The 14,050-nt window shown below is 54.6% G+C and carries 14 protein-coding genes; 1 reads left to right on the top strand and 13 read right to left on the bottom strand.

The annotated features are described in order from the left end of the window. Positions 1–95: 95 nt before the first annotated feature. The 12 genes from GDH07_RS27995 to GDH07_RS27940 all read right to left on the bottom strand — a co-directional run bounded on the left by GDH07_RS27995 (position 96) and on the right by GDH07_RS27940 (position 12,608). Positions 96–1,589, bottom strand: coding sequence for a hypothetical protein (locus tag GDH07_RS27995; RefSeq protein ID WP_152896664.1), 1,494 nt, complete (start codon positions 1,587–1,589; stop codon positions 96–98). After that, positions 1,589–2,332, bottom strand: a complete 744-nt coding sequence (locus tag GDH07_RS27990) for an HAD family hydrolase (RefSeq protein ID WP_152896663.1) — start codon at positions 2,330–2,332, stop codon at positions 1,589–1,591. The genes GDH07_RS27995 and GDH07_RS27990 overlap by 1 nt, the downstream gene beginning before the upstream one ends. Further along, positions 2,332–4,254, bottom strand: coding sequence for a nucleoside/nucleotide kinase family protein (locus GDH07_RS27985; RefSeq protein WP_218584726.1), 1,923 nt, complete (start codon positions 4,252–4,254; stop codon positions 2,332–2,334). The genes GDH07_RS27990 and GDH07_RS27985 overlap by 1 nt, the downstream gene beginning before the upstream one ends. Before the next feature lie 125 nt (positions 4,255–4,379). Further along, complete coding sequence (locus GDH07_RS27980; RefSeq protein WP_218584725.1) at positions 4,380–4,985, bottom strand: phosphatidylinositol-specific phospholipase C/glycerophosphodiester phosphodiesterase family protein; 606 nt, start codon at positions 4,983–4,985, stop codon at positions 4,380–4,382. Continuing rightward, the gene (locus GDH07_RS27975; protein WP_152896661.1) at positions 4,982–5,680 is read right to left on the bottom strand and encodes a glycosyltransferase family 2 protein; all 699 of its coding nucleotides are present in this window, start codon (positions 5,678–5,680) and stop codon (positions 4,982–4,984) included. The genes GDH07_RS27980 and GDH07_RS27975 overlap by 4 nt, the downstream gene beginning before the upstream one ends. After that, on the bottom strand, positions 5,677–6,072 hold the full coding sequence (locus tag GDH07_RS27970; RefSeq protein WP_152896660.1) for a GtrA family protein: 396 nt from the start codon (positions 6,070–6,072) through the stop codon (positions 5,677–5,679). Before GDH07_RS27970 ends, GDH07_RS27975 begins: the two co-directional genes overlap by 4 nt. Next, positions 6,069–7,739 (bottom strand): sugar phosphate nucleotidyltransferase, encoded by a 1,671-nt coding sequence (locus GDH07_RS27965; protein ID WP_218584724.1) that lies wholly within the window; start codon positions 7,737–7,739, stop codon positions 6,069–6,071. The genes GDH07_RS27970 and GDH07_RS27965 overlap by 4 nt, the downstream gene beginning before the upstream one ends. 918 nt (positions 7,740–8,657) lie before the next feature. Next, positions 8,658–9,569, bottom strand: a complete 912-nt coding sequence (locus tag GDH07_RS27960) for an SDR family oxidoreductase (RefSeq protein WP_022642369.1) — start codon at positions 9,567–9,569, stop codon at positions 8,658–8,660. Between the two features lie 148 nt (positions 9,570–9,717). Beyond that, a complete protein-coding gene (locus GDH07_RS27955; protein ID WP_152896659.1) occupies positions 9,718–10,620 on the bottom strand; it encodes an alpha/beta fold hydrolase in 903 nt (300 codons plus the stop codon). Further along, positions 10,620–11,402 carry a class II aldolase/adducin family protein gene (locus tag GDH07_RS27950; RefSeq protein ID WP_022642367.1) on the bottom strand — a complete coding sequence of 261 codons (783 nt, stop codon included), beginning with the start codon at positions 11,400–11,402 and terminating at the stop codon, positions 10,620–10,622. The genes GDH07_RS27955 and GDH07_RS27950 overlap by 1 nt, the downstream gene beginning before the upstream one ends. A gap of 143 nt (positions 11,403–11,545) precedes the next feature. Next, a complete protein-coding gene (locus GDH07_RS27945) occupies positions 11,546–12,232 on the bottom strand; it encodes an LrgB family protein (RefSeq protein WP_053134186.1) in 687 nt (228 codons plus the stop codon). Next, positions 12,222–12,608: a CidA/LrgA family protein gene (locus GDH07_RS27940; protein ID WP_022642365.1), complete on the bottom strand. Its 387-nt coding sequence runs from the start codon at positions 12,606–12,608 to the stop codon at positions 12,222–12,224. The genes GDH07_RS27945 and GDH07_RS27940 overlap by 11 nt, the downstream gene beginning before the upstream one ends. Positions 12,609–12,706: 98 nt before the next feature. Here GDH07_RS27940 and GDH07_RS27935 point away from each other — a divergent pair, with 98 nt between their 5' ends. Beyond that, positions 12,707–13,603 (top strand): LysR family transcriptional regulator, encoded by an 897-nt coding sequence (locus tag GDH07_RS27935; RefSeq protein ID WP_022642364.1) that lies wholly within the window; start codon positions 12,707–12,709, stop codon positions 13,601–13,603. Here the strand turns inward: GDH07_RS27935 and GDH07_RS27930 are convergent. Beyond that, entirely contained in the window at positions 13,584–14,039 is a 456-nt protein-coding gene (locus GDH07_RS27930) for a flavodoxin (protein ID WP_152896658.1), read from the bottom strand. The two genes, GDH07_RS27935 and GDH07_RS27930, sit on opposite strands and share 20 nt — an antisense overlap. Positions 14,040–14,050: the final 11 nt, after the last annotated feature.

The raw sequence follows: 14,050 nt of genomic DNA, 5'->3' as shown, positions 1-14,050 counted from the left end.
CTCCAAGGCCAAAGTGCATCTTATTCGCAACCCCAGCCTTGATAACTATAGGTATACATTGAGGCAACCAAACCCCTCATAAAGACCTAAGCCATCTATTGATGAGCAGCCGAAGTCAAATCACTCCTGAAAAACAGAACCTTATCTCTACCACCTGAAACTATCCTTTCCTCCCTATAACCATGATCAAGCGGCCGAAAGGAATAATCTTTCTCGAATACCGAACATCCTTGTACGCAGACTATTGCGTCGGGTTTCAAAAAATCGATCAAAGAGCCTCCATCCGGTGCAACTTCCTTTCTATTTACACCTTGATGAATGTGCGCCCACGTATCAATCTCCGAGATTCTTCCCACCTCCAGATTCCGCACCGAAATATAGCTATCACCCGACACAAGAATAGACTCAGGCTTATAGTCCGCTACTTTCTCGGCGACTTCAGCATCGAGCGATAGTCTTTCCCTATACTCCTCCAACCAATGACTAGTCGCGACATCCGTTGAGATTAAACATATCAATACAACTGCAAGCCCAGAAATGACCACTGGATTTATTTTTTGATAGAACATCGCCGCCGCGGGTATGAAAAGAACCATCCCAACAGCAGTATTTCCGATGTTCCCGCCATAGTTCATTGCCCCAGAAAAACAGGCGAGAAACCAAAAAATAGCGGGAATTAGTAAAACAGCTCCATTACTAACAAGAGCCGCCAGTCTTTCCTTGAAGGAATTAAAACCCAAAACAGCTAAAGCAAAAAAAACGACTCCGAATACTTCGAGAAAAAGCTGGAGATGCTCTTTATCTACAACAGATACCCTACCTCTTCCCACATGAGATAAAACCGCGTAAAAAAGACCTCCTTCGACACTTATAGCAATCCCTAATCCCAGGATTCCTCCCAAGCATATGTACGTAAAATCCTTGATCTTTTCGAAATATGAGCCGTGCTTCAAGAAGCTTACCAATGACAAACCAAACATCGGCGCGACGATCTGCTGTTTAAACAGCAATGAAATAGCCAGCAGAGAAACTACCAGAACTGCCCTATTCACTCCTCGCTCAAGCTTTAGAAGTGCTAAAGATCCCGCAACAAAAAACACAAGCGATATAGCATCTGGCTTGAACTCCTTTGCATAATCAAGCCAAGAAGGAAGAAAGAAATAAGAAACCGCGACCGAAAATACAAAGAAGCGGGCAAGAGGCCAACTCCCTCCTCCACTTCTGTACAAGAAGAACAATAAGTAAAGCAGAAAAACCACACATGCAGACGCAGCGAACAACAGCATCTCGACCTGATAACCGCCAAACGTTCGAGTGAGAGCAGCTAAAAATGATACACCTGGAAAGTAAGGCGTCGAAGGCTTGAACCAGTCTATAGAGCCTTGGCTATAACCAAATTTACCTGATAGTTGATCTGCCATGGCAATGGCCTCATAAAGGTCCCATCGCCCACCTTTAGCAATCCCCTGCGTAAAAAGGGAAAAGAGAAATAGCCCGCCTACGATCCATGCCAGAATGCCAATATGTTTCTGTAGAAAGCAGGCAGCCCGCTCCAAGCCCCGCGTAATGCGGCTTTGCGAAATACCCATTATCTTGCCAGCCTCCGAACAACCTCTCTAAGTTGTGAAAACTCTGCAAAACTCGCATCTGGAAGGCAATCCCGCTCCCCTTCAACTACACCTTTGTGTATTTTCTGAATGGTAGTGGCCTTGATTTGCTCTTTAGCACCACGAATGTCATTTATTGGGTTATCTCCAATCATCCAAATACAGTCACCCTTTGGCCTGATTTTTTCCAACGCAATCTGAAAAGGAGCTTCGTGCGGTTTGTCAAAACCGGCTTCTTCACTGGTGACAATGTAATCAAAACAGTGATCAAGCCCAAAATACACAACTTTCCTGAACTGTATTTGCGCAGTCAGATCGGTGACGATCGCGACGGGAATTCCCAGAAGCCGAATATCGTCCAATAGTTCTTTTACGTCATCGAACAAAATGGCATTACTTAGAAAAGTTCTCCAATAAGTCTGCTCGAAGTCCAAGGCTAGAAGTACCTGAGACCCCAAGCCCATGATCTCTAGCATCCGTTGAAGGTAAAGCAGCCGGCTATGGGAAGACGCAGTGTGCTTTAAACGTGCCTTAACTTGCCCCCTAGCCTGATCAAAAGCCTTATCAAACTCTTCCGGCAGAATAGAAAACATCTCTACAACTTTATTCCGAACTGCCGCTTGGGCAGCCGCGTGCGCCGGATCATAAGGATATAGAGTATTATCCGTATCGAACAAAATAGCATCAGGCAGGCGGGCAAACCGCTCTTGATTATTTATTTTCATTATATAAATCGCTTTGTAAGTGCTTGGCCAATATGTGACAGGGTGATCAACTGCATCAAACCGACCATGCCATCCTGCCACTCAGGTGAGATATCTAGAAACTCAAGGACGTGAGGACTAAGCATACTTGCGGCAAATTCCATATCTGCTGCAGATGATTCCCCCTCTATCGTCATTTGAACTTCTGCTCCATCACTACTGACGTCCATATCAACATGCAGCCCACAAACACCGACTAAAATCCGGTTCAACCAAAGCTCATTGAAACCATGTCGTGTTTTAACCATCAATTTTAAGCGCAAGGGGCGCTCGTCATCAAAGCTCTCGAGCATCCGAGGATGAATCGGTTGTAATGCAAATATCAGATCGGCATGACTCGATTGAGGTCGAATGAACCGTTCGGAGTCAGGCTCTCTTTTATCAAAAGAAGATAGTACCCGCTCAATAGTATGACCTCGCTGATGCACATCCCGCTTCAACTTGAAGTAGCGCCGCAAGCCTTCGTCAATATCAAGATAAATTTTCAGATTGCAGCAATCTCTGAGGATCGGCATATACAGCGCATGCAAACCACTGGCCAGGATAAAATCGTTGCTGGCAATTCGAAACGGCTTACTCATTTTTCCTGTTTGATGGTCGTAATGCCTGGACTGGATGAGCTTCCCGTCGGTCAAGGATACAAGGTCACTGCAGAAGCCTTCCAAATCGTTGGCCATGGGATTGAGATGAGTCATCACCTGCCATATCGGCTTCTGTCTGTCCCAGAGGTGATAATCGTCACCAGAAAGCTTCACGACTGAGTGGGCTCCGAAAAGACCTGTAATTGCATCAGCAAAGGTATCTTTACCAGCTCCGGAGTCGCCCGCCACTCCTATGACAAAAGGCTTACGACTTAATCTGAAGAAGTCATTGCGGGTAACTGCTTCACGCAGTATCCGGATAGCCAATACCATGCCAATCGCCACCATGGCGGTATGCAGCAGTGAGGCTGCCATATTTTCCGAATGCCCTGTCACATGGAGCATTTGACTCAAATCGAAACTGCCCCCATTGAAGAACAATAGTGGTGTGACAAGAAGGGTACTTATTACATATAAAGCAGAAAACCCCCCTATCAACAGCATAGAGAGACGCCCACTCGTAGCTTGGTTAAGAACAAGAAACGGCAAGCTCCACACGAACCATCCAGGAGAGGCAGGAACCATCAATACAATCAGAAAAAAGGACATTCCCACAATTATCTGAAATAGATCAAAGTTAAGACGCCTAACTCGCCATACCAGATACAACATAACCAGGTAAATCAACGGAACTATATAAATAGAGACTCCGCCACCCAAATTCAGTGCTATTCGATAAACCTTTCCCATTTCTGGATTTCCGAACAACATCTGAATACCGGCGTCAGAAAAAGCAAATGGAACACCAAGAATCAATGCACAACCAGCGAACCCAAAAAAGAACTTTAAAATATGCTGCCGCAAAGCTTTATTGTTGTACAGATAGATCATAAATATCGGCAGTGCGACGATCATGCTCAATTTAGCGGAAATAGCCGCTGCACAAAAAACCCCAGCCTTCTTTAGCTCGACTTTCCGGACAAACAATATTGACAGCGTCAAAAACAAAGCAGGAACAAGGTCATTCAGCCCTAGCATGTAACTCGCAAGAATGACGATCGGTGAAAGCCAATAGGCGACAAGTAAAAGCCGATGGCGCCCAGGCAGGAGATTATGCAATGTAATGAACAGGCAGAAATCGGCAATGAGCAATGTCAACTCGTAGCCATACTGCAGAGGAATACCAATTAGTTTGCTGACAAATACCATCGGCAAAAAAACCAGCCACATCGCATATCCATAAGGAAAGGCTCCCGCTTCTCCCCCACCCGCGACCCATACTGACCAAGGATCGATAGTCAATGACGTAGTGCTGTCACCCAAGAATGGAACATACCAGTCGGAGACTGCAAGAGGAGCCATAGTGGCTATGAGAGCTAAACGAATTGCAAGTCCCAGGAAAAATAATGGATGCCAACACATTTTTCTCATTGTGTAACTACCAGACTTTCCCAAATATCAAGGCGCTTCGTACAAACCGCATCCGGCACAATAGCCAGCGCATTCATAACTTTTACCAAGGCAGGAATTTCCGTCTCGGCATCACGCCCTTGCAATTCTGGAGAAACTATACAGAGTTTGAACCCAGCACTCTTGAGACGTACAGCATCAGCCTCACTTAGCGGAAACTTGGTGAAACAGTCGACCCAAACCCAACGCACTACTCCTGCCAAGCTTAATGCTGTCTCGATCGACTCAAACTCTGATACCCGTACAGCGCAGCGATGTTCGCACTTGCCCGACCACCTGATGAGAAAAGGAAAAGACTGATCCAAAAAAAAGTACTCTTCAATACCTTTCGATGCCATGAGATCAATCAAGCGCCCCTCGAGCCCTTCCTCTTTGACATTGAGAATCAAGGTTCCATGCTTGTAAGAATCCAGCCACTTTTCAAAGCACTCACCAACAACAAATGGATCATGATGTATAATAAGCTCATGGCCACTGCTGCGAATATCCACTTCAACGCCATATTTTCTATCAGTTGCCTGTAATTCAGCGATAGTATTACGGCGATGAGAAATTAGTTTCACTTTGAAAGCTTCCTTTTTAATTCAAGACTAAAACCAATGGTTCTTTTAATGAACTTCCACTTCGCCGCCCAATTCACATTCCAGTGCGAAACACCATGCGCTCGCTCGCTGAATCTCACAGGGAATCGACAAATTTTCAGTTTCTGCAGTCGGGCATGATGATAGACATAGAGGTCCAAGGAGAAGTCATCAGGAGTCGCACTCCACCTGCTAAAAAAATCCCGAGAGAACATTGTCGGCTGGGCATTTATATCCCACATCGGTTTAGTCAATAGAACCGTTTCAAAAAGGCTCATACCGATAGTGAAGACGACATCCATGAAGGGACGCCCATAACGCCGCCCCTTCACAAATATATTATCGCCATACTTCTCAAACAGAAGCAGTCCTCTAAGTGCATCTTGCGGATCGGTTTGCATGTCTGCGTGCGTCCAACCTAAAATTTGCCCTTTGGCAGCCTTCAAGCCGGACACAATTCCAAAACCATACCCTTTGTTGTTTTCGACACGAATGCTTCGGCAACCTGGATACTGAGGAAGCAACTTGGCGAGAACATCAGGAGTGCTATCCGTGGAGCCGTTATCGACTAAAATCACTTCAACATCCGAACCAGACACCACTTCCTTACAACGTTCAAGCAATAGAGGCAAATTTGCTGCCTCATTATAACAAGGGATAACAAGTGAAAGCCTCATTGAAGCTCCGAAGCAGTACGAGCTCTGAATACAAAAATCTTCATACCCAGAAAATTAAGTCCAGCAGAAACCCCTGTCGCAACAAGAAAAGCCAGCAGGACGGGGGCAGATATATTGGAGAACCACTTCAATGCCAGATAGTTGACTAGGACATTAGCCCCGAGAGTACTGGCATACAAAATTGCAAAGCGCCAGATACTACCAGGCACATGAGGCTTATAACCGAATGTCCAATAGCGGTTGGCAAAGTAGGCAAACAATGCGCCACTCAGAAAACCTACCGTTTTTGCGATATTTACATCGAGCCCAAGCAAAGCGTGGTAACTGAAAAAATCGATCAGGACACTCAAGATACCAACAACTAGAAACACACCTAGCTCACGCTTGATCATGCATGCCTCTTTGGCAACTCAGGCACCATCTTTTGATACTTTTCCTCAAGCACACTAACTTGCTCTCGTGGAACTCGTCGATCCTGCTCCAAACGGTAGGAGTGACCAGCCCATTTATGGAAGCAGGATTGCCAATACTCAAATGTACGCAAATCATTTGGCGTACCCCAGCACAGGTAACTGCTCACTTCGAAGAGGTGACAGCGCATGCCCAACTCAATTGCATCATTAATCAAGGAGTCTATGTAGAACTCACCATTGACTCGACCTTCGCGGGCAATGAGCCGTTCTAAGGCACGATGAAAATACTCTGCCTTACGGAAGGTAAACGTCCCCAAGACAATGGGGTCAACCGTAGGCTTATCTAATGGAGCCTTGACAGATATCGAGTGAATCAAGCTGCCCTCGGCCTCGATCCATCCAAACATCTTTGGGTGACGGCAAGCATTAGGATAACCTCGAACGCCCCAGACTATAATGTCTACTGACGGATCACTGACAAGCCTGTTGAATTCATCGGCGCTGTAAAGCGCACCATTGTCACAAGCACCTATCGTGATCGGGCCAGGCACTTCCCCCCCTCTATACTCCAATCCGTCTAACCCCATCGATGCTGTGCAGGCTTGTCCTTCAGTCACATGATCAATGGTTTTTATGTTCGCGCTTGGATAGAGTTCTCTTAGCTCATGAGCCAGCCCCTCATATCCCACCATATCCTTGCGCAATACAAAGACATGCTGTTCGGCAGGCGGTAAGTCATGAGTCGCCTGGACGACCATTGGCACTCCAGAAACGGGAATGAGTGGCTTGGTCTGCACATATCCTTCATTAACAAAACGTTGCCCCAGGCCTGCCATGGGAATGACCAGAGTTCCTTGTGGCACCGTACTGTTTACGGGCTGAGTGGCCAATTCCTTGAAGGCACTCGACCAAACATTGTATTCAGCAACGTCTTCCGGTGTCCCCCATTGCATGAAGTGCTGAAGTGGGTAAACGACTACAGGCTCTTTACCATTAAAAAGTGACTTGTAGGCGAGGCTGACATAATATTCACCGCCAATATTCAGATCCTGCTCCACCACAAAGCGAAATGCATCAAGCATCACTTGCGCTGAAGAGAAATAATAAGTACCACTGGAGGCATATTCCTCCATTCGATTGCTTGTATAGGGTTGCTTTTCCTGAATATCGTGAACCCAACCATCTACTTCACGTATATAAGCGTAGTTCGTGCTGCCTAGTGAGTGCGGATGAAACCCTTTATAAGCGGGTATAGCCCCTACACAAGCAGTGTCAACGACGTATTGCTGAAAGTGATGCCAATCCCAATAACAAGTGAAATCACAGTAATTGACCACCACAGGCTCGTTAGGGTCAAGCAGATGTTCTATCTGGCGTACAGCATTGATCGGGCCAAGTTTGTGAGGTGCAATCCCGACTATTCGCCCTGAAGGACAGAACTCCTTCAGAATGTCTTTCATGCGATAAGCGGGCTCATCTAGATGCTCTTGGTTACAAATGAAGATGAAATTCAATTCGCCAGGAAACATATCTATGACATGGGCCACGATGGGCTTTCCATCGACTTCAATCAATGGCTTGGGGATAGAGTATCCGGCATTACGAAATCGCTCTCCAAAGCCCGACATCGGAACTACAATTTGCACAAAATATCCGCCCTATTGGTTTACCTTGGCTTTGTCAAGTCAAGCGGCCACTCCACCCCTGGCCTCTTAAGCCTGCGAGTTTAATCTGTCAACGTTGGAAGGTCGATAAGATCTACTGCACATTCCGGTTACCTCGCGCCTAAGGCGAAACTCCGCTCAGCCGTACGGTAAACGGCCTATGACTCAGCGGGCGGCCATTAGCGTCTGACAACCATCAAACAGCCCATTCCCTCTTGTCTTACTGTGCGCGGGGAGCTTCCCCAAGAGTTCGTTAAAACCACTGCTGTCTTCTGGTCAGTGCGCTCAGCAGGCCATGGAAAGTGCAGCTTCAAATGCCTGCCACTTAGTGCAACGCGCCGGAGAGCAAGGCGACTGGGGCCCGGCTCTACTGGTCGCGATAGCCCACGCACGCCCTGTGCCCCATTACATAGCCACGACCATCGTGGTGCCCCTCCAAGGCCACCAGCCTGCGGTCTTCGTCGATCTACCGCGAGAGTGTCCACGGGCATCGATACAAGGCTCATAACCAAGGCGAGCATCAATGCACACTATTGCTCTGGCTGTAACAGTCCTTGTCCTGAATCGCTATTTTTCCGGGGTCGGCCAGGGCTTATTCTTCTTTCGCAGTCACGGCAAACAGCCTGGCTCCACCACCGAGACAAGTGCTGTGCAGGGCTTCTCGGCAACCGATTCCGGCAGGCTTGAAGCGACTCGATCCAAGCCGCCCACCCAGGTTCACTGACGTTGATTTTGTAGCTCCTTGATCTAACGTCTTACTTCGGCCGCTGCTCTTGCAGCGGCCTTTTTTATGCCTGGGAAAATGGCCGGGCAGGACGCCCGTGAAGGGTAGTTGCGGCCGCCGCTCCAGGGCTCGGACATGGCCCGGGAGAAAGCGTTCGAAGCGGCGGCCGGACGCAATCAGATCGCGTACTTTTGCAGGTTCTGCATCATCTCCTTGAGGGCCTCGAGGTTGTCCTTGGGATGGACCGCGCCGTCGAAATCGCAGATCTCTCGCCAATGGGCCGCGACATCCTCCGGCGAGAAACCCTGGCGCGGATCGAAGCCGGCGCCCAGGCTGCGCTCCCAGCGCACCTTGCCGATCCAGCCGCCACCGACCTCGAACAAGCCGGAGGTTTCCTGGCACTGCTCGCTGCCCAGGTACACCACCAGCGGGCTGACCAGTTCCGGCTTGAGCTGCTCGAACACCTGGGGCGGGATCAGGCCCTCGGTCATCCGCGTGCCGCCGGTGGGGGCAATGGCGTTGACCAGGATATTGCTCTTGCGCCCTTCCAGCGCCAGGGTCCGGGTCAGGCCATATAACCCCAGCTTGGCCATGCCGTAGTTGGACTGGCCGAAGTTGCCGTAGATGCCCGAAGTGGAGGCGGTGAAGATCACCCGCCCATAAGCCTGCTCGCGCAGGTGCGGCCAGGCGGCGCGGGTGACCTTGTAGGCCCCCTCGACGTGCACCTGGTACACCAGGTCCCAGTCGGTGTCGTCCATCTTGTGGAAGGTCTTGTCCCGCAGGATTCCGGCGTTGTTGACCACCACGTCGACCCGGCCGAAGACATCCAGGGCGTTCTGCACGATCTTCTCGCCGTCGGTCACCGAGTCGTGGTTGGCTTCGGCGATGCCGCCCGCCTCGCGGATCTGCGCGACTACCCGATCGGCCGCCGAGGCACTGGCGCCCTCGCCCTGGGCCGAACCACCCAGGTCATTGACCAGCACCTTGGCGCCGTGGCGGGCGAACAACAAGGCGTGGGCGCGCCCCAGGCCACCACCGGCCCCGGTGATGATCACCACTTTGTCTTCCAAGCGCACAGACTCACTCATACCGAACTCCAGCAGGGCCAATGGACAAGAATCCGAGTGTCGGCCAGCCGGCCGGGGCCTACAACGAACAGGGCCGCAGCTGAATGGTGCGCGATAAGACAGCGGGATAGTCGAGCCGGGGCCGCAGCGAGGCTGTGCCCCGCAGGGTTCAGGAGCCTACGGCGCGGCTGACCGGAGCCTGTAGTGCATCGCGAAAGGCCAGGTAGTGCTTGAGCACCGCCCGCGGCGCCTCGATCTGCGGGTAATGACCGATGCCCGGCAGCAGCACGGTGTCCGGCTGCGGGATCAGTTGGCGATAGCGCTCGACCATATGCGCCCCGGAGATCGGGTCCTGGGCGCCATCGATCACCCGCAGCGGCACCTCGCCGTGCTGCATGGCCGCGACCCAGCGCTCGCGCTGCTGGCGCCGCTGCGGGATGTAGCCGATCAACTTGTGCAGGATGCGCGGCCCCTGGTTGCTCTGCACCAGGCTCCAGAAGTCGTCCAGCACCGTTTCGCTGGGCTGGCTCTGCGGACCGAACACCTGCTGCAGGTTCCTGGCCAGGCCCTCGCGACTGAACACGCGCCCGAGCATCCAGCCCAATGGGCTGAGCAGCAGTTTCTGGCTCAGCACCGGACGATGGGTTTCCGGGAACAGGCCGCCATTGAGGAACACGCAACTGGCGATCTCGATGCGCTCCTCGTAATGCCGGGCCAGCAGTTCCTGGGCGACGCTGTCGCCATAGTCATGGGCCAGCACGTGCAGCGGCCCCGCGATCCCCAGATGCGCCAACAGCGCCTGCTGCAGGTCCGCCTGTTCCAGCAGGCTGTAGTCGTGATCCAGGGGCTTGGCCGAATCACCGAAGCCGAGCATGTCGCAGGCGATCACCTGGTAGCGCCGCGCCAGGGGTTGCCACAGGTAGTGCCAGTCCCAGCTGGCGGTGGGAAAGCCATGGATCAGCAACAGCGGCTCGCCCTGCCCGGCCACCCAGTAACGAACGGCCTGGCCGCGAAACTGCAAGTCCTGCCCATGGGTGCGCCAGACACTCAGGGGAATCTCGGCGAGAGGCATCAGGCTTTGTACCCCGGGTCGAGTTGCTCGAGCTTGCGCAGCAGGGCCGGCCAGGCCAACACCCCGCCCATGCCCTGGGCGCTGCGGGTGACCCCGGCGATCATCGCCTTGGCTCCGCTGAGCACCGGCGCGGGAATGGCGATCAGCTCGGCACCGCCGTTCTGCGCCAGCACCTGGATTTCACAGGCACGCTGGAAGATGAACATCATCAGGAAAGTGTCGGCGATGCTCGCACCACAGGTCAGCAGGCCGTGGTTGTGCAGCATCAGGAAATTGTTGTCGCCCAGGTCAGCCTGCAGCCGGGCCTTCTCCTCGGGGTTCAGGGCCACGCCCTCGTAGGGGTGGTAGCCGAGGCTGGCAAGGACGAACAGCGACTGCTGGCTGATGGGCAACACGCCCTGCCGCTGCGCCGACACCGCCACGCCCGCCGCGGTGTGGGTATGCAGCACGCAAAGCACATCGTGGCGCACCGCATGGACCGCGCTGTGGATGGTGTAGCCCGCCGGGTTGATCTCGTAGGGGCTGTCCATCAGCTTGTTGCCGGCCTGGTCGACCTTCACCAGGCTGGATGCGGTGATCTCATGGAACATCATGCCGAACGGGTTGATCAGGAACTCGTCGGTGCCCGGCACCTTGGCCGAGATGTGGGTGAAGATCAGGTCATCCCAGCCATGCATCGCCACCAGGCGATAACAGGCGGCCAGGTCCAGGCGGGTTTGCCATTCCAGGGCGCTGACCTGGTCCTTGACACTCGCAGTGGATTGAACGGGGGCTAGGCTCACGGCTGGGACCTCATGTTGGCTTTTATTGGAAGGAGGACCCTCGGAGTCTAGACACCCCTGGCGCACCACGGAGTCGCCTTGGCAGCCAGCTTGATGGCCGAGCGGGTCAGCCGGCGGCCGAGCCGCGCCGCCGGGCCTTCACGTCAAAGCAACGACGCCAGCAAAGGCGCGGCGAACAGGTTCAACAGCCCGGTGAGCACCATCACCAGCCCCGCTACCGAGCCTTCCTCGCCCCCGACTTCGTGGGCCCGGCTGACCCCGGCGCCATGGGCGCCGACCCCGAACAGCGCACCCCGGGCCAGGGCGCTGCGCAGGGGCAGCCAACGCAATAGCACGCCGCCGAGCATGGCGCCGAAGACCCCGGTGAACATCACGAATACCGCCGTCAGCTCAGGCACGCCACCCAGGTCGTGGGCCAGGGGCATGGCGAACGGAGTGGTGATCGAGCGTGGTACCAGCGACAGGGTCACCGAGCTGTCCAGGGCCAAGAGCCGGGCCAGGCCGAAGGAGCTGCCGATGGAGGCCGCGCTACCGGCCAGCATGCCCAGCAGCAGTGCCGACCAATGGCGCATCAGCAACTGGCGCTGCTGCCAGATGGGAATGGCGAAGGCCACGGTCACCGGGCCCAGCACCAGCATCAGCCAGTGGGTATTGGCGGCATATTCGGCGTAGGCGGTGTGCAATGGCACCGCGACCGCCAGCAGCAGCGCCGGCACCAGGATCAGCGGCGACAACAGGTAGCGCCCGGTGCGCCGGTAGATCCAGCGGCTGAACAGATAGGCGCCGAGGGTCAGCGCCAGCCAGAACATCGGCATCGCCTCAAGCTTCATGGCGCATCCTCCAGCGACACACCAGTTCCACGGTCAGCGCGGTCACCAGCATCACCAGCAGGGTGCTGACGCCGATCACCAGCAGGATCCGCCAGCCGTCCTGGCGCAGCAGGCCGCCGTAGTCCAGCAGGCTCATCAGCGCCGGGATGAAGAACAGCAGCATCTCGGCCATCAAGAGACCAGCGCCCAATTGCAGTGCTGCCGGCTTGACCCAGCCCAGGGCAAAGGCCAGCAACAGCATGGCCAGGCCGATGACCCCGCCGGGAATCGGCCAGGGCAGCCAGGTAGCCAGTTGGCAGCCGAGAAAATAGATGGCCAGCAGCACCGCCAGCTCGCAAAGCAGGCGGCCCAAGCGTTTCAAGGTGGGAATGTTCATGGTGGTTCGGTCCTCTCGGGGACCTATTTTATGAAAAGCCCCTTCATCACCGAAGCGAATTGTTAGACTGGAAGCCATTCCAAACTGGAATTACCACCATGGATTTCAAGCAACTGCGCAGCTTCGTCGAAGTGATCCACCAGGGCGGCTTCACCCAGGCCGCCAAGACCCTGCATATCAGCCAGTCGGCGGTGAGCAAGCAGGTCGCCCAGCTGGAACAGAGCCTGGGCACGCCGTTGCTGGAGCGCCAGGGTTCGCACATCCACCTGACCGCCGCTGGCAACGTGGTGCTACAACGGGCCGAGGGCATGCTGCGTCTGCGCAATGAACTGCTCAGCGAACTGGACGACCTGAGCCACATGACCCGGGGCGAGCTGCGCCTGGGCCTGCCGATGCTGGGCAGCGATACGCTGTTCGCCAGCCGCTTCGCCGAGTACCGGCGGCGCTATCCGAATATCCAGGTGCATTTGCTCGAGGGCGGCAGCTTGAACGTCGAGCAGGCGGTACGCAGCGGCGAGCTGGAACTGGGCGGCAGCCTGACTCCCAAGGATCCGGCCTTCGCCTACCAGCCGTTCTGCGATGAGCCGCTGGATGCCCTGCTGCCCGCCGATCATCCGCTGGCGATGAATGCCAAGGTGCGCCTGGAGGAGCTGGCCGATACCCCGTTCCTGCTGTACCAGCGCAGCTTCGTGCTCAACGACCGCCTGCTCCAGGCCTGCCAGCAGCTGGGGTTCACTCCCAGGGAAGGTGGGCGCAGCGGCCAGGCGGACTTCCTCGCGGCGCTGGTGGCGGCGGGCCAGGGCGTGGTGCTGCTGCCCAGCGTGGTGGCCCGGGCCCTGGTACGCCCGGGCGTGGTACGCCTGACCCTGAAGGCTCCGGAGTACCTGCGCTGGGACATTGCCTTCATCTGGCGCGAAGGGGCCTACCTGTCCAAGGCCGCACAGGCCTGGCTGGCGCTGCTACGGGAACAGCCAGTCAGCCCCGCAGTGCGCTGACCAGCTCCGCCAGCCAAGGCTCGGCGTCGGTTTCCGGGGTCACGGTCTCGCTGGCGTCCAGGCGCAGCATCGGCAGCACCTCGCGTACGCCCAGTTCGGCGAACAGCTCGCGCATCTGCTCGCCGCCACCGCAAAAGGTATCGCCATAGCTGGAGTCACCCAGGCCGATCACCGCCCCGGGCAAACCGCGCCAGGCGGCCGGTAGTTGATCGCGAATGCTCGAGTACAGCGGCAGCAGGCTGTCCGGCAACTCGCCCATGCCGGTGGTCGAGGTCACGGCCAGGAACGCCTCTGGCGCGAACGCCTGGACATCGGCCAGGGTCGCACGGGGGTTGTGCCAGGCCTGGAAGCCCGCGGCGTCGAGGAGTTTGGCGGCATGCTGGGCGACTTCTTCAGCCGTGCCGTACACCGTGCCGGAAAGGATGGCGACTTTCATCAATCTGATCC

Source organism: Pseudomonas piscis (genome assembly GCF_009380155.1).
Taxonomy (GTDB): domain Bacteria; phylum Pseudomonadota; class Gammaproteobacteria; order Pseudomonadales; family Pseudomonadaceae; genus Aquipseudomonas; species Aquipseudomonas piscis.
Note: the sequence above shows the minus strand (reverse complement) of the source record. Positions and strands in the feature narration are given on the sequence as shown.

What these genes read in the sequence shown, in the direction of transcription:
- GDH07_RS27960 (WP_022642369.1), bottom strand. Translation starts at nt 9,569, where the DNA reads ATGAGTGAGTCTGTGCGCTTGGAAGACAAAGTGGTGATCATCACCGGG.
- GDH07_RS27990 (WP_152896663.1), bottom strand. Translation starts at nt 2,332, where the DNA reads ATGAAAATAAATAATCAAGAGCGGTTTGCCCGCCTGCCTGATGCTATT.
- GDH07_RS27975 (WP_152896661.1), bottom strand. Translation starts at nt 5,680, where the DNA reads ATGAGGCTTTCACTTGTTATCCCTTGTTATAATGAGGCAGCAAATTTG.
- GDH07_RS27935 (WP_022642364.1), top strand. Translation starts at nt 12,707, where the DNA reads ATGGATTTCAAGCAACTGCGCAGCTTCGTCGAAGTGATCCACCAGGGC.
- GDH07_RS27955 (WP_152896659.1), bottom strand. Translation starts at nt 10,620, where the DNA reads ATGCCTCTCGCCGAGATTCCCCTGAGTGTCTGGCGCACCCATGGGCAG.
- GDH07_RS27970 (WP_152896660.1), bottom strand. Translation starts at nt 6,072, where the DNA reads ATGATCAAGCGTGAGCTAGGTGTGTTTCTAGTTGTTGGTATCTTGAGT.
- GDH07_RS27940 (WP_022642365.1), bottom strand. Translation starts at nt 12,608, where the DNA reads ATGAACATTCCCACCTTGAAACGCTTGGGCCGCCTGCTTTGCGAGCTG.
- GDH07_RS27995 (WP_152896664.1), bottom strand. Translation starts at nt 1,589, where the DNA reads ATGGGTATTTCGCAAAGCCGCATTACGCGGGGCTTGGAGCGGGCTGCC.
- GDH07_RS27945 (WP_053134186.1), bottom strand. Translation starts at nt 12,232, where the DNA reads ATGAAGCTTGAGGCGATGCCGATGTTCTGGCTGGCGCTGACCCTCGGC.
- GDH07_RS27930 (WP_152896658.1), bottom strand. Translation starts at nt 14,039, where the DNA reads ATGAAAGTCGCCATCCTTTCCGGCACGGTGTACGGCACGGCTGAAGAA.